This window comes from Pseudomonas sp. SK3(2021) (genome assembly GCF_016772375.1).
Lineage (GTDB): Bacteria > Pseudomonadota > Gammaproteobacteria > Pseudomonadales > Pseudomonadaceae > Aquipseudomonas > Aquipseudomonas chlororaphis_I.
The window spans coordinates 1,942,031-1,964,004 of record NZ_CP061943.1; the positions used below are offsets into that span (position 1 = coordinate 1,942,031).

A 21,974-nucleotide genomic window follows, 5' to 3' on the forward strand; every position below is an offset into this window, starting at 1 on the left:
TCGATATGGGGTTGGCGTCTGCTTCGCAGTCGATCGCAGCCTGCGGCAGCGGCTACAGAACCTTGTTGCGCTACAGAGGCCGAGGCTTGCCGTAAGCGGCATATCGGCGCCGGTTTTTCGACTTTGACACAATCACCCGATTCCCTTCGAACGCCCTCAAGTTCCCGGATTTCCTGCCTTCGGCCGCCCGAAAAACAAGTTGGTGCACTTATTGCTTATGGCTCAGCAGTACAGCGGTGGACGGCAAGCGTCCGACATGCAGAGGAAAGACTGTGGACAAGTACCTTTATGTGGCCATGACCGGTGCCAGCCAGAATGCGCTGGCGCAAAAGGCGCATGCCAACAACCTGGCGAACATCTCCACCAACGGTTTTCAGCGCGACCTGGAGCAGGCGCGTTCGATGCCGGTGTTTGGTGACAGCTTTCCGGCGCGGGCCTTTGCCATGTCCGAGCGTCCGGCTACCGATTTCACCCCGGGCTCGCTGGTGGAAACCGGTCGCGACCTCGACGTGGCGGTCAGCGGCAATGGCTGGATCGCCGTGCAGACCCCGGATGGCGGTGAAAGCTACGTGCGCACCGGCAGCCTGAATATCGACGCCCTGGGTGTGCTGCGCGCCGGCAATGGCATGCCGGTGATCGGCAACGGCGGTCCGATCGCCGTGCCGCCGGAGCAGCAGGTGGAAGTCGGCCAGGACGGCACCATCAGCATCCGCGCCATGGGCGAAGGTCCGCGGGTGATGGCCGAGGTCGACCGCATCAAGCTGGTCAACCCGGACCTGAAGAACATGACCAAGGGGCTGGACGGTTCGATCCATACCAAGGACGGCAAGCCGGCAGCGGCTGACGCCAATGTGCAACTGGTCTCGGGGTTCCTCGAGTCGAGCAACGTCAATGCGGTCGAGGAAATGACCTCGGTGCTGGCGCTCTCCAAGCAGTTCGAACTGCACATCAAGATGATGAACACCGCCAAAGAAGACGACCAGGCCATGGCTCGGGTCTTGCAGATCAGCTAATTACCAGTACGTCGCGCCGTAAAACAGGCGCACGAGGAGAATCGAATGCTTCCGGCTCTGTGGGTTGCCAAAACAGGTCTGTCCGCCCAGGACACTAACCTGACCACCATTTCCAACAACCTGGCGAACGTTTCGACCACGGGTTTCAAGCGTGATCGCGCCGAGTTCCAGGACCTGCTGTATCAGATCAAGCGTCAGCCTGGCGCCCAGTCGACCCAGGACAGCGAGCTGCCGTCGGGCCTGCAACTGGGTACCGGTGTGCGCATCGTCGGCACCCAGAAGAACTTCACCGCCGGCAGCCTGCAGACCACCGAGCAGCCGCTGGACATGGCCATCAACGGCCGCGGTTTCTTCCAGGTCCTGCAACCGGACGGCACCACTTCCTATACCCGTGACGGCACCTTCCACCTGGACTCCAACGGCCAGATCGTCACCGCCAACGGTTTCGCGCTGGAGCCGGCGATCGTCGTGCCGAACGATGCCCAGACCTTCACCGTGGGCCAGGACGGCACCGTCTCGATCACCACCGCCGGCAACCCGGCCTCGCAAGTGATCGGCAACCTGCAGACCGCCGACTTCATCAACCCGGCCGGCTTGCAAGCGGTGGGCAACAACCTGTTCCTGGAGACCGCCGCCAGCGGCGCGCCGCAGGTCGGTACCCCGGGTCTCAACGGTTTCGGCACCACCCTGCAGAACACCCTGGAAACCTCCAACGTCAGCACCGTTGAGGAAATGGTCAACATGATCACCACCCAGCGCGCCTACGAGATGAACTCCAAGGTGATCTCCACCGCCGACCAGATGCTCTCGTTCGTCACGCAGAATCTGTAATCAAGTCCTGGGGCGGCCCGGCGGCCGCCTGCAACACCATGAGGTAGGGTCATGAATCGCTTTGTATCTGTTCTCGCACTGAGTGGGTTCGTCGTGCTCGGAGGCTGCGTGGCCCCGACGCCGAAACCCAATGACCCGTATTACGCTCCGGTGTTGCCACGTACTCCGTTGCCGGCTGCGGCCAACAACGGCTCGATCTACCAGGCCGGCTTCGAGCAGAACCTGTACAGCGACCGCAAGGCGTTCCGCGTGGGCGACATCATCACCATCACCCTCAACGAGCGGACCCAGGCGAGCAAGAACGCCAACTCGCAGATCGACAAGAACAGCAAGACCGGCATCGGCCTGACCTCGTTCTTCGGTGGTGGCCTGAGCACCAATAACCCGGTGGGCGGCGGCGACCTGAGCCTGGACGTCGGTTATGAAGGCGAGCGCGCGACCAAGGGCGACAGCAAGTCCGGGCAGAGCAACAGCCTGACCGGCTCGATCACCGTGACGGTGGCCGACGTGCTGCCCAACGGCATCATCGCCGTGCGCGGCGAGAAGTGGCTGACCCTCAACACCGGCGACGAGCTGGTGCGGATTGCCGGCCTGGTGCGCGCCGACGATATCGCCACCGACAACACGGTGTCCTCGACCCGCGTCGCCGATGCACGCATCACCTATTCGGGCACCGGTGCCTTTGCCGATGCGAGCCAGCCGGGCTGGTTCGACCGTTTCTTCCTCAGCCCGCTGTTCCCTTTCTAGGTGGCTACGTTGAATTTCAAACGCCTCATGCTGGCCGCGCTGTTGCTCTCGGCGGCCTGCAACGCTCAAGCCGAACGGCTGAAGGACATCGCCAGCATTTCCGGCGTGCGTTCCAACCAGTTGATCGGCTATGGCCTGGTGGTCGGGCTTAACGGCACCGGCGACCAGACGACCCAGACACCCTTCACCCTGCAGACCTTCAACAACATGCTGTCGCAGTTCGGTATCAAGGTGCCGCCGGGTTCCGGCAACGTGCAGTTGAAGAACGTCGCGGCGGTATCGGTGAGCGCCGATCTGCCGGCGTTCGCCAAGCCGGGGCAGCAGGTGGATATCACCGTGTCCTCCATCGGCAATTCCAAGAGCCTGCGCGGCGGCACCTTGCTGCTGACGCCGCTCAAGGGGATCGACGGCAATGTCTACGCCGTCGCCCAGGGCAACCTGGTGGTGGGCGGTTTCGACGCCGAAGGCCGTGACGGGTCGAAGATCACGGTCAACGTTCCGTCGGCCGGTCGCATCCCGGGCGGTGCCTCGGTGGAGCGTGCGGTACCGAGCGGTTTCAACCAGGGCAACAGCCTGACCCTGAACCTCAACCGTTCCGACTTCACCACCGCCAAGCGCATCGTCGACAAGATCAACGACATGCTCGGCCCGGGCGTGGCCCAGGCCATCGACGGCGGTTCGATCCGCGTTACCGCGCCGCTCGATCCGAGCCAGCGCGTCGACTACCTGTCGATCCTCGAGAACCTGGAAATCGATCCGGGGCAGGCGGTGGCCAAGGTCATCATCAACTCGCGTACCGGCACCATCGTCATCGGCCAGAACGTCAAGGTGTCGCCAGCCGCCGTGACCCACGGCAGCCTCACCGTGACCATCACCGAAGACCCGATCGTCAGCCAGCCGGGCCCGCTGTCCAACGGCCAGACCGCGGTCGTTCCGCGCTCGCGGGTCAACGCCGAGCAGGAAGCCAAGCCGATGTTCAAGTTCGGCCCGGGCACCACCCTCGACGAGATCGTGCGTGCGGTGAACCAGGTCGGCGCGGCACCGGGCGACCTGATGGCGATCCTCGAAGCCTTGAAACAGGCCGGCGCGCTGCAAGCCGACCTGATCGTGATTTGAGGTAGGGGCCATGGATATTCGCAAGAGCGGTCTGGTCAGCAGCGGCGATTCGGGTTCCTACTCGGACCTCAACCGGCTTAACCAGCTCAAGGTCGGCGACAAGAACAGCGACGCCAACATGCGCAAGGTGGCGCAGGAGTTCGAGTCGCTGTTCCTCAACGAAATGCTCAAGTCCATGCGCTCGGCCACCGAAGCGCTGGGCAAGGACAACCCGCTCAATACCCCGGCGGCCAAGCAGTACCAGGAAATGTACGACCAGCAGCTGGCGGTTTCCATGTCCCGCGAGGGCGGTGGCATTGGCCTGGCCGACGTGCTGATGCGCCAGATGTCGAAGAACAAATCCACCGCTGCGGCAGCGGCCTCGACCTTGCCCGGGGCCCAGGCTGAAAAGGTCGCGCCGACTGCAAAGGTCGCGACGCCAACCGCCATCGCTGCCGGCACCACCGCCTTGGGCGGCCCGTTGTCGCGGGTCAATGGCCAGCGTCCGTTGTGGGCGTCCCGTGCGCTGGAGCCACAGCGCGCCGCCGACAGCGGTCCGCATAACGATATGGCGCTGCTCAACCAGCGGCGCATCTCCCTGCCGAGCAAGCTGACCGATCGCTTGCTGGCGGGCATCGTGCCGTCGGCCGACAGTGCCGCCACCAACCGGACGGCCTTGCCGGAGCGCACCACGGCCGCTACCGACGCGCTGCTCAAGAACAGCTCGCGCAGCTTTGCCGCGGTGCCGCACGGGCGCATGCAGATCTACGGCCGCGCCGTGGCCCAGCCACCGTTGGCGCCGGCGAAGAAAGCCTTCGGCTCGGCGGACGAATTCGTCGCCACCATGCTGCCGATGGCGCAGCAGGCCGCCGACCGCATCGGTGTCGATCCGCGCTACCTGGTCGCCCAGGCCGCGCTGGAAACCGGCTGGGGCAAATCGGTGATGCGCCAGCAGGACGGCAGCAGCAGCCACAACCTGTTCGGCATCAAGGCCGGCAGCAGTTGGAAGGGCGACCAGGCGCGGGCGATCACCAGCGAATTCAGAAATGGCCAGATGGTCAAGGAGACGGCCGAGTTCCGCTCCTATGCCTCGTATCAGGACAGCTTCCACGACCTGGTGACCTTGTTGCAGAGCAACAATCGCTATCAAGAAGTGCTGAAGGCGGCCGATAACCCCGAACAGTTTGTACGCGAATTGCAAAAGGCCGGGTATGCAACCGACCCGGACTACGCAAGCAAGATTTCGCAGATTGCCAAGCAGATGAAGAGCTACGAGAACTACGCTGCGGCGGGCGCTTCCACGAATTTATAAGGTCTGAATCATGAGTTTGCTCAATATCGGGATGTCGGGGCTGTCAGCCAGCCAAACGTCGTTGATGACCACGGGTAACAACATCGCCAACGCCGATACCGCCGGTTATTCGCGCCAGCAGACCGTGCAGGGCAGCAAGGCTTCGAACCAGTACGGCAACCTTTTCATCGGCAGCGGTACCACCCTGGCCGACGTGCGCCGGGTGTACAACAGCTACCTGGATGCCCAGCTGCAGACCACCACCTCGCTGAACAGCGATGCCGCCGCCTACCTGGGCCAGATCACCCCGGTGGACAAGCTGCTGTCGGACAGCGGCACCGGCATCACCGGCGCGCTGACCAAGTTTTTTGCCTCGATGCAGAACGTCAACGCCAAGCCGACCGACGATGCCTCGCGCCAATTGCTGCTCAGCGATGCGCAAGCCCTGAGCAATCGCTTCAACTCCGTTTCCAGCCAGTTGAACGAGCAGAACGCCAACATCAACGGCAACCTGAGCAGCATGGCTGACCAGGTCAACAAGCTGGCGGCCACCATCGCCCAGCTGAACCAGAAGATTTCCGAAGTCTCCAGTGGCGGCGGCATGCCCAACGACTTGCTCGATGCGCGCAACGAGACGCTGCGCCAGCTGTCGACCTTCGTCAAAGTGGATGTCTCGGAGCGCGGCTCGAGTGTCGACCTGTACCTGGGCAGCGGCCAGCCGCTGGTCGTGGGTAACACCTCCAGCACCCTGGAAGTGGTCGCCGGCAAAACCGATCCGACTCGTTCCTCGTTGCAACTCAATCGTGGCTCGAGCGTGATCGATGTGACCTCGGTGATTACCGGCGGCGAGATCGGCGGCCTGTTGCGTTATCGCAACGAGGTGCTGGACCCGGCGATGAACGAACTGGGGCGCGTGGCCCTGGTGATCGCCGACCAGGTCAACCGCCAGCTCGGACAAGGCATCGACAAGAACGGCGAGTTCGGCGCGGCGCTGTTCAACAACATCAACAGTGCGGCCCTGATCAGCCAGCGCAGCATTGCCAACGGCAACAACAGTGCCGGCTCGGGCAACCTCGATGTGACCATCAAGGACACCGGCAAGCTGACGATCAGCGACTACCAGGTGACCTTCACCAGCGCCACCGACTACACCGTCAAGCGCTCCGACGGCACCAGCCTGGGCGCGTTCAGCACCACCACCACGCCGCCACCGGTGATCGACGGTTTCACCCTGAGCCTCAACGGCGGGGCGATGAGCGCCGGCGACAGTTTCAAGATCACCCCGACCCGCAACGCGGCCACCACGATCAAGACCGAACTGACCGACGCCAAGCGCCTGGCCATCGCCGCGCCGCTGAATGCCGAGGTGCTGCCGGGGGCCACCGGTTCGCTGAGCATTCCAGGCCTGCCGACAGTCAAGCCGGCGCTGGACATCTACGACTCGGCCGCCAACGCCGAGATGCAGACCGCGATCAAGAATTCGGTACCGGTCAAGCTGGTCTTCGACGCCCCCGCGGGCGGTAGCCAGGGCTACAAGTACTACGATGCCAAGGGCACGTTGATGGGCACCGGTTCGATCGTCCCGGGGCAGAACAACACCCTGAACCTGCAGATCAAGATGGTCGATGCCAGCGGTAACCCGATCACCGACGGCGGCACACCGCCGGTGCAGAAAACCTTCACCGTGGAGATGAGCGTCGCCGGCTCGCCGAAGGCCGGCGAAGGGCTGAACGTCAAGTTCAATGGCGCCGGCTCCACCGACAACCGCAACGGCATCGCGCTGGCGGGGCTGCAGACCAAGCAGACTGTCGATACCGGTTCGGCCAGCAAGGGCATCACCCTGGTCGACGCCTACGGCAAGCTGGTGGAGAGCGTCGGTGCCAAGGCCAGCCAGGGCAAGCTCGACAGCGCGGCCACCGAGGCGATCCTGGCCAACGCCAAGGGCGCGCGGGATTCGTTGTCCGGGGTCGACCTGGATGAAGAAACCGGCAACCTGGTCAAGTACCAGCAGTACTACACCGCGTCCTCGCAAATCATCAAGGCGGCGCAGGAAACCTTCGCCACCCTGATCAACAGCCTTTAAGGAGTCGTAGCCCATGCGTATTTCCACCGCCCAGTTTTACGAGTCCTCGGCTGCCAACTACCAGAAGAACTTCGCCAATGTGGTCAAGAGCAGCGAAGAGGCCAGCAGCCTGGTTCGCGTCAACACCGCGGCCGACGATCCGGTAGGCGCCTCGCGCCTGCTGCAACTGGGCCAGCAGGCTTCGCTGTTGAGCCAGTATTCGGCCAACACCACCTCGATCAAGGCGTCCCTGGGCCAGGCCGAATCGGTCCTGACCAGCATCACCAGTGTTCTGGCGCGTGCCCAGGAGCTGGCGAGCGGGGCCGGCAACGCCGGTTACACCGACGACGACCGCAAGGCCAACGCCGCCGAGCTGGCGCAGATCGAAGAGCAGCTGTTGAGCCTGATGAACACCCAGGACGAAAACGGCAAGTACATCTTTGCCGGCTCCCAGGGCGACACCGTGCCGTTCAGCCGCAACTCCGACGGCACCTACAGCTACAACGGCGACCAGACCACGCTGGACCTGCCAGTGGGCGACACCATGTCCATGGCCACCAACACCACCGGCTGGGCGGCCTTCCAGCAAGCCATCAACACCAGCCGCAGCCAGGTCAGCATGACCGCTCCGGCGGTGGATGACGGCCGGGTGACGCTGTCCAACGGCCAGGTGTCGTCGAATCCGAAGTACAACAGTGAGTTCCGCAGCGGCGAGCCGTACACCATCAGCTTCCTCAGCAGCACTCAGTTCAAGATCACCGACAGCGCCGGCAACGACGTGACGTCCGAGGCCAGCCAGAATGGCTCCTTCACCTCCAGCAAGGGCGCCGAGGCACAGACCGTCAGTTTCCGCGGCGTCGACCTGCGCCTGAGCATCAACCTGAAATCCGGCGATGCCACCCCCCCTGACGCGGTGATCGCCGGTCACACTTTCACCCTGGCGGCCAAGCCCGATTCCTTCAACGTCTCGCGCAGCCCGGGCAACCCGTCGACCGCGGTCGTGACCGGTGCCAGTATCAGCGACACCAACGCCTACAACGCCAGCTTCCCGAGCGGCGGTGCGATCCTCAAGTTCACCAGCGCCACCGACTACGAGCTGTACGCGTCGCCGTTGACCGCCGACAGCAAGCCGGTTTCCACCGGCACCATGGCCGGCTCCACCGCCACGGCGTCCGGCGTGGACTTCACCTTCAGCGGTACACCGGCGGCGGGCGACCAGTATGTGGTGGCGGTCAACAACCACCAGACCCAGAACGTCCTCGACACCATTCACCAGCTGCGTAGCGTGCTGGATACCCCCACCAACGGTGATCCGATCGCCATCCAGAAACTCAACGCGGGGTTGCAGGCGGGGATGGCCAACCTGGCCAGCGGCGCCAACCAGGTGGCGAGCGCGGTCAGCGACATCGGCGGTCGGGGTTCGGCGCTGGCTATCCAGAACGAGACCAACCTGAGCCTGAGCGCGGCCAACACCCAGACCCAGTCGGCGATCCGCGATTCCGACCCGGCCGAGGTGATGACCCGCCTGACCCTGCAACAGACCATGCTGCAAGCCTCGCAACTGGCCTTCAGCAAGATTGCCCAGCTGGGCCTGTTCAACAAGGTCTGAGCCTGAGCCGGTCGCGCCTCTGGGAGCGACCGCGCCGTCGAGCCGCCAACCGTCTTCACTAAGCGGTTCCGGGGCCCGCGCCTGACCAGGCCGGGCCCGCCGCTCGAGAGTTTCCCGCCGTGAATCAACGCCCTCTAGTCAGCATCGTCATCCCTGCCTTCAATCCGCGCTTCTTCAGCCAGGCGTTCGAGAGTGCGCTGGCCCAGACCTGGGAGCGGGTCGAAATCGTCATCTGCGACGATTCGGCTGGCGACGAGATTCGTGAGGTGGTCGAGGCCATCGTAGAGCCTCCCCATCCCGTGCGTTATCTGCGTAACCCGCAGCGCCTGGGGATGCAGAAGAACCTGCTGCGCTGTGTCGAAGAGGCACAGGGCGAGCTGATCAAGATCCTTTGTGACGACGACCGCCTGTTCGCCCCCAGCCTTGCCATGCAGGCACAGGTGCTGGTCGACCACCCCGAGATCAATCTGGTCTGCGCCCTGCGCATGCTGAGCGACGCCGGCAACTTCATCCTGCCGCCGCGGGTCGAGAACGCCCGGCTGTCGCCGAACGACGCGATGCTCAAGGGCGACGACATGCTGGCGATCCTCGAGAGCACGCCGCGCAACTTCCTCGGCAATTTCAGTTCGACCCTGATGCGCCGCGCCGACGTGCGGGAGTTGCTGCCGGCCTTGATTCAGGAAGGTGCGGGTTTCCTCGCGTTGTTGGATCTGGCGTTGTTCGTGTGCCTGATGCGGCGTGGCAACCTGGCGCTGCTCAATACTGTGCTGAGCACCGAACGCCTGTATCCGGAACGCTTGAGCAAGCAGCCGGAAGTGCTGCGGGCGGCGAAGCTCGAATGGGGCTGGCTGGCGCAGATGCTCGCCGCGCGCAGTGGCGAGTCGGCCCCGGCCTCGGGCTGGGTGCGTTCTGTCGACCTGGCAAAAATGTCCGAGCCGTCCTGGCAGTGGGAGGAGCTCTGCGTGACCCGGGTGCTCGGCAACCGCAACACCGTGGTCAATGGCCGGGTCGGCGGCGAGAGCGAAAGCTATGCCGAGTTCTATCAGGAGTGGCTGGCGATCCGGTGTTTCAGCGAGACCGAGAAACGCCACTTGCCACAGCGCATCGCCAGTTGGCCGGTGCGGCCGCAGATCGTGCCCGTCGTGATCGACCTGGACACCGATGGCGTGGCCCTGGAGTCGACCCTGCAGAGCCTGGAGCAGCAGCTGTATGCACCGCAGGCAATCCTGGTCTTGTCCGATGCCGAGTGTGCGGGGCACGAACGCGTGCTGCAGCTGCCGCTGGAAGCACAGTGGCCGCGACAGCTCAATGCCCTGGTGCCGCAGCTGGAAGGTTGCCATTGGTTTTACCTGCTGCGCGCCGGCGACATCCTCAAGGAATCGGCACTGCTGATCCTTGCCGAGCGCATCGCCGCGACGCCGGGCGCGCTGTGTGTCTACAGCGATGAAGGGGCGCGGGTCGAGGGCGAGTCCAGCGACCCGGTGTTCAAGCCCGACTTCAACCTGGACCTGATGCGCGGCTACCCCTATGTCGGCCGGACGCTGGCGTTCGAGCGCCAGCGCTTCCTGGCCCTGGGTGGTTTCGACCCGGCCCTCGGCGAGCTGGCCCCCCATGACGTGCTATGGCGCCTGGTGGAAGAGGCGGGGCCGCAGACCATCGAGCACATTGCCGAAATCCAGGTCGAGAGCCCGTTCAATTTCGCCGACTGGCTGTCGCTGCCCGAAGTGATCGAGGGCAACGCCGGCCTGGTCGGCGGGCATCTGCACAGGATCGGCGTGGAGCACCGCATCGGCCACGACGAATTGCCGCTGCTCAACCGCATCGACTACCTGTTCCCGCAGCGACCGCTGGTGTCGATCATCATCCAGGCCGGCGATTCGCTGGCGGCTTTGCAGCGCTGCACCGAGAGCCTGATCGAAAAGACCGCCTACAGCCGTTACGAGATCCTGATCGTCGACAGTGGCAGTCGCGACCCGGCCATGGCCGCCTGGCTGCAAGCCATGGCGCAGCTGGGCGCCGACATGTTGCGGGTGGTGCCGTTTGCCGGCAGCGCTAGCGATGCGGCGCTGCGCAATTACGCGGCGCAGCAGGCGCGTGGCGAGTACCTGTTGTTGCTCAGTGCCAATGCCTTGATCTGCTCCGGCGACTGGCTGGACGAGCTGCTCAATCATGCCCGGCGGCCGGAAGTGGGGGTGGTGGGCGCGCGCATGCTCGGCCCGGATGGCTCGATCGTGCATGCCGGGCTGGTCCTCGGCCTGGCCGGTGCCGCCAGTTCGCCGTTCCATGGCGAGGCCGCCAGTGCCCGCGGCTACATGCAGCGCCTGCAGGTGCCGCAGAGCTGGAGCGCGGTCAGCGGCGATTGCCTGATGGTGCGCAAGGAGGTCTTCGACAGTGTCGGCCAGCTGGATGAGGTCAACTATTCCCAGGTCTTGAGCGATGTCGACCTGTGCCTGCGGATCAGCCGCGACGGTTACCTGGTGGTCTGGACACCCTATGCCAATGTGCTGCTGACGCCTGCCGAGAAGGCGCCACAGGACTCCGCGACTCTGGCATTGCAGGAGCGCGAGCACGACACCTTCTACCGCAGCTGGATGCCCAAGGTCGCCCGTGATCCGGCCTACAACCCGGCTCTGAGCCTGGGTTATTCCAGCTTCAGCCTGGAGGTGGGGCTGCGTAACAACTGGAATCCGTTCTCGACCCGGGCCTTGCCACTGGTGCTTGGCTTGCCGGTGAACAGCTCGGCGGTGGGCCATTACCGGGTGACCGCACCGCTGGCGGCGCTGGAAGAGGAGGGGCGGCTGATCGGCCGTGTCGCCTACGAGTCCCCGGCGAGTGTGGAAATCGAACGCCTGTCACCCGACTCGATCATCTTGCAATGCCGCTACAGCGACGGTGCGGTGAGCGATATCCAGCGCATGAAAAAGTACTCCAATGCGCTGCGGGTGTTCGAGCTGGACGACTACGTGGTCAGCGCGCCGAAGAAGAACTCCCATGCGCGTAACAAGCCGGTCAACACCGAAGAAATGCTGCGCCAGGGCATCGCCCTGTGCGACCGGGTGGTGGTCACCACGCAGCCCCTGGCCGATGCGCTGTCGAGCATGCACAGCGACATTCGGATCGTGCCTAACATGCTGCCGGTCGATCCCTGGGGCAGCCTGACCTGTCGTCGTGGTACTTCGAGCAAGCCACGGGTGGGCTGGGGCGGCGGCACCAGCCACACCGGCGACCTGGAGATCATCGCCGATGTGGTACGCGAGCTGGCCAATGAAGTCGAATGGGTGTTCTTCGGCATGTGCCCGGACGAACTGCGGCCCTACGTGCACGAATTCCACTCCAGCGTCAGCCTGCAGGCGTATCCGTTCAAGCTGGCCAGCCTCAACCTCGACCTGGCCCTGGCGCCGCTGGAGTTCCACATCTTCAACGACTGCAAGAGCAACCTGCGGCTGTTGGAGTACGGCGCCTGCGGTTACCCGGTGATCTGCACCGACACCGAGGCCTATCGCGGCTACCTGCCTTGTACCAAGGTCGTGAGCAACAGCACCCAGGAATGGCTCGAAGCGATCCGCATGCACCTGGCGGACCCCGAAGCCAGCTACCGCATGGGCGATGCATTGCGCGAAGAGGTCCTGCGCGACTACATGCTGCGGGGCAACAACCTGAATCTGTGGCTGCAGGGGTGGTTGCCGGATTGATGGGGGGCGGGAACACAACAAGCCAGGCCTGGACGCCTGGCTTTTTTATGGCGGCGATCCAGGGGCAGGTGTCGCCGTTCAAAACGCCCCTTGGCGCACTGCCCCATGGTCTATTCCACAGCCCCAGGGTCATGGGCCCGGGACCCAGGAGCTGGCGCGTTTCCTGCAAGCCCCCCTCGATATCGCCATAAAACGAGCGTTTCCGCTGACCAGCGAGGCGCCGTCAACGGCATAAGGTTTTATCCAGAAGGCCCGCAAAAAGCTCGGTACAGCTTGGCAGAGCCCTGTGACGAACAAGAGGGGAGACGATGAAGGCAGTTATTTTGGCGGGTGGCCTGGGCACACGCATCAGCGAGGAGTCCCATCTCAAGCCCAAGCCGATGATCGAGATTGGCGGCAAGCCAATTCTCTGGCACATCATGAAGCAGTACTCCGCCCACGGTATTCACGATTTCGTGATCTGCCTGGGCTACAAGGGGTACGCGATCAAGGACTTCTTCGCCAACTACTTCCTGCACACCTCCGACGTCACCTTCGACATGCGGGAAAACCGCATGGACGTTCACCAGAACTACAGCGAGCCCTGGCGCGTGACCCTGATCGATACCGGCGAGGAAACCATGACCGGCGGCCGTCTGCGCCGGGCCGGGCGCTACCTGGAGAACGAAGAAGCCTTCTGCTTTACCTACGGCGACGGCGTGTCCGACTTGAATATCGGCGCCCTGGTGGACTTCCACCTGGCCCACGGCAAGCACGCGACCGTCACCGCGGTGCAGCCGCCTGGCCGCTACGGTGCCCTGGAGCGCGACGGCGACAGCGTCCTGGGCTTTACCGAAAAGCCCCGCGGTGACGGTGGCTGGATCAATGGCGGTTTCTTCGTACTGTCGCCCAAGGTGTTGCCGCTGCTGAGCGCCGACGACACGGTGTGGGAAGCCGAGCCGTTGACCACCCTGGCCGGGCAAGGCCAGTTGCATGCCTTCCAGCACGATGGCTTCTGGCACCCGATGGACACCCTGCGTGACAAGAACCACCTGGAGCAACTCTGGCAGAGCGGGGAGGCCCCATGGAAGCAATGGGACTGAGCCCGCAATTCTGGCACGGCAAGCGGGTCCTGCTGACCGGCCACACCGGCTTCAAGGGCAGTTGGCTGACCCTGTGGCTGCAAAGCCTGGGGGCTGAAGTCAGCGGTTTCTCCCTGGACCCTGCGACCGAGCCGAGCCTGTTCGAGCTGGCGCGGGTCGCCGAAGGCATCAACGACCAGCGTGGCGACCTGCGCGATCTCGGCGCCTTGCTGGAGCAGATCGCCGAGACGCGGCCGGAAATCGTCCTGCACCTGGCGGCGCAACCGCTGGTGCGCGAGGGTTATCGCGATCCGCTGGGCACTTATTCGAGCAACGTGATGGGCACCCTCAACCTGCTGGAGGCTATCCGTCAGGTCGGCGGTGTGCGCGCCTGCGTGCTGGTGACCACCGACAAGGTCTACGCCAATCAGGAATGGCTGTGGCCGTATCGCGAAAACGAAGCCCTGGGCGGGCATGACCCCTACAGCAGCAGCAAGGCGTGCTGCGAGTTGCTGGCGCAGTCCTATGCCGCGTCATTCTTCCCGGCCGAGCGTTATGCCGAGCACGGCCTGGCCCTGGCCACGGCGCGCGCCGGCAACGTGTTGGGCGGCGGCGACTTTGCCCCCGAACGGCTGATCCCCGATGTGCTCAAGGCCTGGTCGGCCGACGAGCCGGTGACCCTGCGCTACCCGCAGGCGGTGCGTCCCTGGCAGCACGCCCTGGAGCCACTGGCCGGCTACCTGCAACTGGCCGCCGGGCTCTATGAACAAGGGCCGCAGTTCGCCGGGGCCTGGAACTTCGGGCCGAGCGAAGCGGACATGTGCAGCGTCGGCGCAGTGGTCGAGTTGCTGGCCGCGCGCTGGCCGGCGGCCCCCGGATTGCGCATCGAACCGAGCGAGCTGCACGAGGCCGGCCTGTTGCGCCTGGACAGCAGCCGCGCACGCCAACTGTTGGCCTGGCAACCGCGCTGGTCGCTGCAGCAATGCCTGGCGCAGACCCTGGACTGGCACCTGGCCTGGCAGCGTGGCGACGACATGCGCGCCGTCACCCTGGACCAGTTGAACCTCTATCGGGGGGCGCTGTGAGCGAGTTCCTGTTGCACGCCTTGCCACTGGACGGTTTGTTCGGTGTCCAGCACAAGCGCCATGAAGATCAGCGCGGACAGTTCTCTCGCCTGTTCTGCGAAGGCAGCCTGAGCGCGTTCGGCCAGCCGTTCCATATCCGCCAGATCAACCATTCCTGCACCCGTTTACGCGGCAGCGTGCGCGGCCTGCATTACCAGACCGCGGCGCGCCCGGAGGCCAAGTTGATCACCTGCCTGCGCGGCGAAGTCTGGGATGTGGCGGTGGACCTGCGCCATGGTTCGCCGACCTTCCTGCACTGGCACGCCGAGCACCTGTGCGCCGGCGATGGCCGCAGCCTGCTGCTGCCGGCCGGGTTCGCCCACGGTTTCCAGGCCCTGAGCGACGATGCCGAGCTGCTGTACCTGCACAGCGCCGATTACGCCCCGGAGCATGAGGCCGGGCTGTCGGTGCTCGATCCGCGCCTGGCGATAAGCTGGCCGCTGCCTGTCAATAATCTGTCGGCCAGGGATGCCAGCCATCCCTGGCTCGATGCCGAGTTCGCTGGAGTGCGTCTATGAACTGCCGCGGTTGTGGCACCCCGTTGAGCCTGCCCCTGATCGACCTGGGCACTTCGCCGCCGTCCAACGCCTACCTGCGTGCCGAGCAACTCGAGCAGGCCGAGCCGTGGGTGCCGCTGAAGGTCCAGGTGTGCCAGGCCTGCTGGCTGGTGCAGACCGAGGACTACACCCGCGCCGACAGCCTGTTCGATGCCGACTACGCGTATTTCAGTTCTTTCTCCAGCACCTGGCTCAAGCATGCCGAGCGCTACGTGGCCGAGATGGTCGAGCGTTTCGCCCTGGGGGCCGACAGTCGGGTGGTGGAAGTCGCGGCCAACGACGGCTACCTGCTGCAATACGTGGCCAAGCGTGGCATCGCCTGCCTGGGGGTCGAGCCGACCCACAGCACCGCGCAAGCGGCACGGCAAAAGGGCCTGGAGATTCGCGAGCTGTTCTTCGGGCGCGAGGCCGCGCGGCAACTGCGGGAAGAGGGCTGGGCGGCGGACCTGATGGCCGCCAACAACGTGCTGGCCCATGTGCCGGACATCAACGATTTCCTCGGCGGTTTCGCCAGCTTGCTCAAGCCGACGGGCGTGGCGACCTTCGAGTTTCCGCAGTTGCTGGCGCTGATGGCTGGCCAGCAGTTCGACACCCTGTACCACGAGCACTATTCCTACCTGTCGCTGACCGCGGTGCGGGCGCTGTGCGAGCGCAATGGCCTGGAAGTCTTCGACGTCAGCCAGTTGTCGACCCACGGCGGTTCGCTGCGGGTCTTCGTGCAGCGCAGCGACGGCTCGCGCCGCGAAGTGCAGGCGGCGGTGCAACAGCAGTTGCAGCTCGAGCGACAAGCCGGGGTCCAGACCCCCGAGTACTACGCGACCCTGGCGCCGGCCGCCGAGCGGATCAAGCATGAGTTGCTGCGCTTCCTGCTCCAGGCCAAGGCCGAAGGCAAGCGCGTGGTGGGTTATGGCGCCGCGGCCAAGGGCAACACCTTGCTCAATTACGCCGGGGTCAAGCCGGACCTGCTGGCCTGGGTCGCCGACGCCAGCCCGCACAAGCAGGGCAAGTTCCTGCCCGGCAGCCGGATTCCGGTGGTCGCGCCAGAGCGTATCGACAGCGAGCGTCCGGACTATGTGCTGGTGCTGCCGTGGAACCTGCTGTCGGAAGTCAGCGAGCAGCTGGCCCACGTTCGCCAGTGGGGCGGGCGTTTCGTGATCGCCGTGCCCGAGTTGAAGCTGCTGTGAGTGGCTTGAAGGTACTGGTCACCGGGGCCAGCGGGTTTGTCGGCCGGCATCTGGTCGCCGCCTTGCTGGCCCGCGGTTGCCAGGTACGGGCGGTGGCCCGTGATCCGCAAAAGCTGGCCGCCATGCCCTGGGCTGGAGCGGTGGAGCGGGTGGCGGCGGACGTGCATGCCGCCGACTGCGATAGCGCTTCCCTGGCCGAGGGTGTCGATGCCCTGGCGCACCTGGCCTGGCCGGGGCTGCCGAACTACAAGGCGCTGTTCCATTTCGAGCACAACCTGATGGCCGACTACCGGTTCATCAAGGCCGCGGTCCAGGCGGGCGTACCCCAGGTCATGGTCACCGGTACCTGTTTCGAATACGGCATGCAGAGCGGTCCGCTCGACGAGCAGACGCCGGCGCAGCCGAGCAATCCCTACGGGCTGGCCAAGCACAGCCTGCGGCTGTTCCTGGAAAACCTGCAGCAGCATGTGCCTTTCACCTTGCAGTGGGTGCGGCTGTTCTACCTGCACGGCGCCGGGCAGAACCCCAACAGCCTGCTGGCCGCCCTGGACCGGGCGATCGATGCCGGCGACGCGGTGTTCGACATGTCCGCCGGCGAACAGCTGCGTGATTACCTGGCGATCGAGGACGCCACCGCCAGCCTTGCGGCGCTGCTGCAGCGGCGGGACTTTTCCGGGGTGGTCAACTGTTCCAGCGGCCAGCCGATATCGGTTCGCGCGCTGGTCGAGCGGCGGGTGCGCGAGCGCGGCTCGATGATCCGCCTGAACCTGGGGCATTACCCCTATCCCGCCCATGAGCCCATGGCGTTCTGGGGGGCGAACGAGCGCCTGCAACAACTATTGGGAGCAGAACATGGGGCATGAGTTGTATCGGGTCATGGACCTGCCGGTGCTGCAGAACCGCACCTTCGCCGACGCACACAGCGCCAGGGCGTCGGCCTGTGCCGACATGGTGCTGGTACAGGACGAGGAGAGCGGCCTGATCTTCAACCAGGCCTTCGACCCCGACAAGCTGAGCTACGACAGCGACTACCAGAACGAGCAGGCCCACTCGGCGCAGTTCCAGCGCCACCTGCTGGATGTCGAAGGCATCATCGCCCGGCATTTCAAGGGCCGCGAGCTGATCGAGGTCGGCTGCGGCAAGGGCTATTTCCTCGAGCTGCTGCGTGAGCGGGGCTACCGCATCACCGGTATCGACCCGGCCTACGAGGGCGATAACGCCGATGTGATCAAGGCGCCCTTTACCCGTGGCCTGGGCCTGTCGGCCGATGCCGTGGTGTTGCGCCATGTGCTGGAGCATATCGCCGACCCGCGCTCGTTCCTGGCGGAGATGGCCGAGGCCAACCAGGGCGGGCAGATCTACATCGAAGTGCCGTGCTTCGACTGGATCGTCGAGCATCGCGCCTGGTTCGACGTGTTCTACGAGCATGTGAACTACTTCCGCCTGGATGACCTGCGCCGGATGTTCGGCAGCGTGCACGAAGCCGGCCACCTGTTCGCTGGCCAGTACCTGTATGTGGTGGCCGACCTCGGCACTTTGCGCGAGCCCGGCGAGACCCCGGTCGAGCGCCTGGAGATGCCGCTGGATTTCACCGCCAGCATCGAGCGGGCCAAGCAGATCATCCAGGCCCGGCCCGAGGCGGGCTCGGCGATCTGGGGCGCCTCTTCCAAGGGCGTGATTTATTCGCTGTTCCTGCAGCGCGCGGGCGTTTCGGTGGACCAGGTGGTGGATATCAATCCGGCCAAGCAGGGCCGTTACCTGCCCCTGAGCGGTGCCCGTGTGTCGTCCCCCGAAGAGGTCATGGCGACCTTGCCCGAGGGCGCCAACCTGTTTGTGATGAATTCCAACTACCTCGAAGAAATCAAGCGCATGACCGATGGGCGTTACGTCTATCACGCGGTCGACAGCGCTTCGTTCAAATGACGTTTATTGAGACCCGACCATGACCGACAACAGCATCATCCAAGCCTTCGAAGCCGAGTGCCAGGCGCAGATCCGCGCCCAGGGCGAAGACCAGAAACTCAAGGACCTGGCGCGCGACTTCTTCAACGAGTCCGCCGGCCACAAGTACAGCTATCACTTCTCCTGGATGGGCCGCCCGATCATCCAGCTGCCCCAGGACATGATGGCCATGCAGGAGATCATCTGGCGGGTCAAGCCGGACCTGGTGATCGAATGCGGCATCGCCCACGGCGGCTCGATCATCTACTACGCCTCGCTGCTCGAGCTGCAGGGCCACGGCGAAGTACTGGGCATCGACCTGGATATCCGCGCCCATAACCGCGAAGCCATCGAAAGCCACCCGATGAGCAAGCGCATCAAGATGATCGAAGGCTCGAGCATCGATCCGGCGATTGCCGAGCAGGTGCGCGCGGCGGCCGCGGGCAAGAAAGTCATCCTGGTCCTGGACTCCAACCACACCCACGAGCACGTGCTCGAGGAGCTGCGCCTGTACGCACCGCTGGTGTCGGTGGACAGCTACTGCGTGGTGATGGACACCGTGGTCGAGGACATGCCGGCGGACTTTTTCCCGGACCGTCCATGGGGCCCGGGCGACAACCCGAAAACCGCGGTCTGGGCCTACCTGGAAGAGAATCGCGACTTCGAGATCGACTACCAGATGCAGAACAAGCTGCTGATCACCGTGGCGCCGGATGGCTATCTGCGTCGCGTTCGTTGAATTCAATGGTTTGCAGGTAACAGCACTTTGCCGGTTGTGGGGAAACACTGATGCAGGTTCAAGACAAGGCTCAAAACACTAGCGCACCGTTGAGCGAGCGTTTCACGCTGGTGGTGATGTCCCACAATCGCAGGGCGTTCTTGCGCCGTACCTTGCAGTACTACAGCACCTACCCCTGCAAGATCCTGGTGCTGGACTCCTCGCTGCAGGCCGACGAGCGCCTGGCCGAGCAGTTCCCCCAGGTCGACTATCGGCATCTGCCGCAGTACACCTACAAGGGCCTGCAGGAAAAACTCACCTACGGTGTCGCCCAGGTGACGACGCCGTACATGGTGTTTGCCGCCGACGACGACTTCCTGCTCCATGGCGCGCTGACCGAGTCGGTGGAGTTTCTCGAAGCCAACCCCGACTACGGCCTGTGCCATGGCTACGGGATGATGTACCTGGCCCGCGCCGCCGAGGTGAACTACTACCGGCGCGATTGCCGGGTGATCGAGGACTACGCTTCGGAAGATGCCGGCGAGCGGGTCATGGCGTTCATGAGCCATTTCCTGCCGCCGTTCTACGCGGTGACCCGCACCGACCTGCTGCAACAGTGGTACAGCCTGTTGCCGCCGGGGGTGAGTTTCGAATGGCAGGAAATCGGCCATACCTTCTTCCTGCTGGCCTCGGCCAAGGCGCGGATCCTGCCGATCCCGTTCGCCGTGCGGGAAATCAACTATGGCGCCTCCGAACACAACACCAATGTGCTGACGGTGCTGACCTATGGCGATGCGAAGTCGGTGGCTCAGCGTGAAGAATTCGCCGAGTTCCTCGCTTCATTGCCCACCGGCCTGAGCGGCCAGGACCCGCAGCGGATCAAGCAGGTGGCCCTGGACAGCTTCGTGGCCATGGCCGAGTGCCTGCTCACCGGGCGCTCGCTCAATGGCAAGATGATTTTCCGTTCGGCCTGGGTCGCGCCCGGGGCCGAGCCGGTGCGTTCGTTCGGACCGGAACAGTTCGTCGAGATGCCGTTCTACAACAAGCCGATGTTCGACCTGTTGACCGAGTTCGAATTCCTCATGCATGCGATGCCGGCTGGCCGCCTGCAGCTCCAGGAGCTTGAAGGCGTACTGCTCAAGCAGCGGCAACTGATGCAGGTACAACCCAACGACACCGACCGCACCCTGCGCAGCCGCTTGTGGGAGGCGCTGTCGTGCAACCTGTTCAACCTCGAGGTGGTCCGGCGTCTGGCGGCCTCGCTGCAGGCTTCCACGGAGCTGGACTGCGAGGACCAGAACGATGCCCGCAAATTGCAGGCCTGGGCCGAGCGCCTGGCGTCGGTGCCTTTCCAGGACGGCCCGGGACTGCTGGAGAGCATGCCTTCGGGGCGCTTGCTGAAGTGGCTGGAGGCGCGCAACCCGGAGACGCAGCAGCTCAAGTCGATCAACGAGCACCTGGCCCGGCACAACGGTGGTCCGACCTTCGGCATCCTGCTGCTCGACCTCGACGCGGACATGGTCAAGCTGCAGGCGACCTTCGACAGCCTGGTCAACGGCCATTGCCGGTCCTTCCAGGTGGTGGTCTTCACCACGGGCGACCTGCCGGCGACCACCACCACCCGGGACACCGTGCATTTCGTCAAGGTCAGCACCAGCAACTATGTGGAGCGAATCAACCAGGTCGCGGCACAGTCTTCCCGCGACTGGTTGCTGCTGGCCTGTGCCGGCGAGCGTTTCACTGCCAGCGGCCTGCTGCGCGCCAGCCTGGAACTGCTTGGTGCGCAAGGCTGCCGCGCGGTAGCCATGGACGAAATCCACTACGGCGCCGATGGCGCGTTGAAGGATGTGTTCCGCCCGGGCGTCAACCTCGACCTGCTGCAAAGCGTGCCGGACATGATGGCCGGCCACTGGCTGGTTCGCCGGGATGTGCTGGCGGCCGCCGGCGGTTATTCGACGGCCTTTCCACAGGCCATGGAATACGACCTGCTGCTGCGCCTGATCGAAGACGGCGGGCTGGCCGGCCTGGCCCATCTGGCTGAGCCGCTGTTGCTCGGCCAGGCCGCGACAGTGGAGGAGAACACCCAGTACAGCCAGGCGTTGACCCGTCATCTGGGCAAGCGTGGCTACCGGGCCCAGGTCAGCACGGCGCAGCCCGGCGTCTATCAGATCAACTATGGCCATGGCGAACGTCCGCTGGCCTCGATCATCCTGCGCAGCGAGGACAATCTCGAGCAACTGCAGCGCTGCCTGGTCAGTGTGCTGCAACGCACGCGCTACCAGCGTTACGAAGTGGTCATCGCCGACAACCACAACCAGTGCGACGAACTGGCGAGCTGGCTCGGCAGCCTGGAGCAGAAGGGCGATCGTATCCGCGTGTTGCGCAGCCCACGGCGCCTGAGCGTTTCGGCGCTGTACAACGCGGCGAGCCAGGAGGCCCGCGGCGACTACCTGGTGCTGCTGGCGGCCGACGCCGAAGTGGTCAATGCCGACTGGATGGAGAGCCTGCTCAATCAGGCGCAGCGGCCGGAGGTGGGGATTGTCGGCGCACGCCTGGTGGACGCCAAGGGCGCGACCACCTCGGCCGGCCTGGTGCTCGGGCTGAACGAACATCTGGGGGCGGCATTCGCCGGTGAGCCGAAAGGCGCCAGCGGCTACCTGAACGGCTTGCTTGCCGAGCAGAACTACTCGGCGGTCTCCGGTGCCTGCCTGATGATTCGCAAGGAGGTCTATAACGCCGTCGGCGGCCTGGACGAAGAGCACTTCGCCGAGGCATTCGCTGATGTCGACCTGTGCCTGAAGGTGGCCGAAGCCGGGCTGTTGACGGTCTGGACCCCGCAGGTGCAGATCCTCCATCCGGGCACCCTGGCGGACGATACCCAGGCCGCGGCGGCGCTGCGTGACAAATGGCAGGCCCGCTTCGAGCACGATGTGGCCTACAACCAGAACCTGAGCCGGACCGGCAAAGGCTTCACCCCTGACGCTCCTGGCAGTGTCGACTGGGCGCAGTTGCTCGCATAAGCCTGGCTGACAGGAAAAAGGACTCAAGG

16 protein-coding genes are annotated in these 21,974 nt (G+C 64.6%); all 16 read left to right on the forward strand.

What is annotated here, in order from left to right:
- The first annotated feature begins 272 nt into the window (after nucleotides 1–272).
- Entirely contained in the window at nucleotides 273–1,013 is a 741-nt protein-coding gene (locus IF690_RS08800) for a flagellar basal body rod protein FlgF (RefSeq protein WP_009047671.1), read from the forward strand.
- Between the two features lie 45 nt (nucleotides 1,014–1,058).
- Nucleotides 1,059–1,844: a flagellar basal-body rod protein FlgG gene (gene flgG, locus IF690_RS08805; protein ID WP_202699781.1), complete on the forward strand. Its 786-nt coding sequence runs from the start codon at nucleotides 1,059–1,061 to the stop codon at nucleotides 1,842–1,844.
- 51 nt (nucleotides 1,845–1,895) lie between these two features.
- On the forward strand, nucleotides 1,896–2,591 hold the full coding sequence (gene flgH, locus IF690_RS08810; protein ID WP_180924614.1) for a flagellar basal body L-ring protein FlgH: 696 nt from the start codon (nucleotides 1,896–1,898) through the stop codon (nucleotides 2,589–2,591).
- Between the two features lie 27 nt (nucleotides 2,592–2,618).
- The gene (locus tag IF690_RS08815; RefSeq protein ID WP_202701364.1) at nucleotides 2,619–3,707 is read left to right on the forward strand and encodes a flagellar basal body P-ring protein FlgI; all 1,089 of its coding nucleotides are present in this window, start codon (nucleotides 2,619–2,621) and stop codon (nucleotides 3,705–3,707) included.
- A gap of 10 nt (nucleotides 3,708–3,717) precedes the next feature.
- A complete protein-coding gene (flgJ, locus tag IF690_RS08820; protein ID WP_202699782.1) occupies nucleotides 3,718–4,998 on the forward strand; it encodes a flagellar assembly peptidoglycan hydrolase FlgJ in 1,281 nt (426 codons plus the stop codon).
- Nucleotides 4,999–5,008: 10 nt separating this feature from the next.
- Nucleotides 5,009–7,060, forward strand: coding sequence for a flagellar hook-associated protein FlgK (flgK, locus tag IF690_RS08825; protein WP_202699783.1), 2,052 nt, complete (start codon nucleotides 5,009–5,011; stop codon nucleotides 7,058–7,060).
- Between the two features lie 13 nt (nucleotides 7,061–7,073).
- Nucleotides 7,074–8,648, forward strand: coding sequence for a flagellar hook-associated protein 3 (locus IF690_RS08830; protein ID WP_202699784.1), 1,575 nt, complete (start codon nucleotides 7,074–7,076; stop codon nucleotides 8,646–8,648).
- Nucleotides 8,649–8,767: 119 nt separating this feature from the next.
- Nucleotides 8,768–12,340, forward strand: coding sequence for a glycosyltransferase (locus IF690_RS08835; protein ID WP_202699785.1), 3,573 nt, complete (start codon nucleotides 8,768–8,770; stop codon nucleotides 12,338–12,340).
- 308 nt (nucleotides 12,341–12,648) lie between these two features.
- Nucleotides 12,649–13,422, forward strand: a complete 774-nt coding sequence (rfbF, locus tag IF690_RS08840; RefSeq protein WP_202699786.1) for a glucose-1-phosphate cytidylyltransferase — start codon at nucleotides 12,649–12,651, stop codon at nucleotides 13,420–13,422.
- Nucleotides 13,404–14,486 carry a CDP-glucose 4,6-dehydratase gene (rfbG, locus tag IF690_RS08845; RefSeq protein WP_202699787.1) on the forward strand — a complete coding sequence of 361 codons (1,083 nt, stop codon included), beginning with the start codon at nucleotides 13,404–13,406 and terminating at the stop codon, nucleotides 14,484–14,486. Before rfbF ends, rfbG begins: the two co-directional genes overlap by 19 nt.
- The gene (locus tag IF690_RS08850; protein ID WP_202699788.1) at nucleotides 14,483–15,043 is read left to right on the forward strand and encodes a dTDP-4-dehydrorhamnose 3,5-epimerase family protein; all 561 of its coding nucleotides are present in this window, start codon (nucleotides 14,483–14,485) and stop codon (nucleotides 15,041–15,043) included. The genes rfbG and IF690_RS08850 overlap by 4 nt, the downstream gene beginning before the upstream one ends.
- The gene (locus tag IF690_RS08855; RefSeq protein ID WP_202699789.1) at nucleotides 15,040–16,266 is read left to right on the forward strand and encodes a class I SAM-dependent methyltransferase; all 1,227 of its coding nucleotides are present in this window, start codon (nucleotides 15,040–15,042) and stop codon (nucleotides 16,264–16,266) included. The genes IF690_RS08850 and IF690_RS08855 overlap by 4 nt, the downstream gene beginning before the upstream one ends.
- Nucleotides 16,267–16,271: 5 nt before the next feature.
- Nucleotides 16,272–17,129: an NAD-dependent epimerase/dehydratase family protein gene (locus tag IF690_RS08860; protein WP_202701366.1), complete on the forward strand. Its 858-nt coding sequence runs from the start codon at nucleotides 16,272–16,274 to the stop codon at nucleotides 17,127–17,129.
- The gene (locus IF690_RS08865; protein ID WP_202699790.1) at nucleotides 17,119–18,189 is read left to right on the forward strand and encodes a class I SAM-dependent methyltransferase; all 1,071 of its coding nucleotides are present in this window, start codon (nucleotides 17,119–17,121) and stop codon (nucleotides 18,187–18,189) included. The genes IF690_RS08860 and IF690_RS08865 overlap by 11 nt, the downstream gene beginning before the upstream one ends.
- Before the next feature lie 19 nt (nucleotides 18,190–18,208).
- Nucleotides 18,209–18,946: a cephalosporin hydroxylase family protein gene (locus IF690_RS08870; protein ID WP_202699791.1), complete on the forward strand. Its 738-nt coding sequence runs from the start codon at nucleotides 18,209–18,211 to the stop codon at nucleotides 18,944–18,946.
- Nucleotides 18,947–18,996: 50 nt separating this feature from the next.
- Nucleotides 18,997–21,945: a TIGR00180 family glycosyltransferase gene (locus IF690_RS08875; RefSeq protein WP_202699792.1), complete on the forward strand. Its 2,949-nt coding sequence runs from the start codon at nucleotides 18,997–18,999 to the stop codon at nucleotides 21,943–21,945.
- The last annotated feature ends 29 nt before the right edge of the window (nucleotides 21,946–21,974 follow it).

Excerpts from the sequence above, each read along its gene's own strand:
- IF690_RS08875 (WP_202699792.1), top strand. The coding sequence starts at position 18,997 with ATGCAGGTTCAAGACAAGGCTCAAAACACTAGCGCACCGTTGAGCGAG.
- flgH (WP_180924614.1), top strand. The coding sequence starts at position 1,896 with ATGAATCGCTTTGTATCTGTTCTCGCACTGAGTGGGTTCGTCGTGCTC.
- IF690_RS08815 (WP_202701364.1), top strand. The coding sequence starts at position 2,619 with ATGCTGGCCGCGCTGTTGCTCTCGGCGGCCTGCAACGCTCAAGCCGAA.
- flgK (WP_202699783.1), top strand. The coding sequence starts at position 5,009 with ATGAGTTTGCTCAATATCGGGATGTCGGGGCTGTCAGCCAGCCAAACG.
- IF690_RS08865 (WP_202699790.1), top strand. The coding sequence starts at position 17,119 with ATGGGGCATGAGTTGTATCGGGTCATGGACCTGCCGGTGCTGCAGAAC.
- flgJ (WP_202699782.1), top strand. The coding sequence starts at position 3,718 with ATGGATATTCGCAAGAGCGGTCTGGTCAGCAGCGGCGATTCGGGTTCC.
- IF690_RS08870 (WP_202699791.1), top strand. The coding sequence starts at position 18,209 with ATGACCGACAACAGCATCATCCAAGCCTTCGAAGCCGAGTGCCAGGCG.
- rfbF (WP_202699786.1), top strand. The coding sequence starts at position 12,649 with ATGAAGGCAGTTATTTTGGCGGGTGGCCTGGGCACACGCATCAGCGAG.
- IF690_RS08830 (WP_202699784.1), top strand. The coding sequence starts at position 7,074 with ATGCGTATTTCCACCGCCCAGTTTTACGAGTCCTCGGCTGCCAACTAC.
- rfbG (WP_202699787.1), top strand. The coding sequence starts at position 13,404 with ATGGAAGCAATGGGACTGAGCCCGCAATTCTGGCACGGCAAGCGGGTC.
- flgG (WP_202699781.1), top strand. The coding sequence starts at position 1,059 with ATGCTTCCGGCTCTGTGGGTTGCCAAAACAGGTCTGTCCGCCCAGGAC.
- IF690_RS08855 (WP_202699789.1), top strand. The coding sequence starts at position 15,040 with ATGAACTGCCGCGGTTGTGGCACCCCGTTGAGCCTGCCCCTGATCGAC.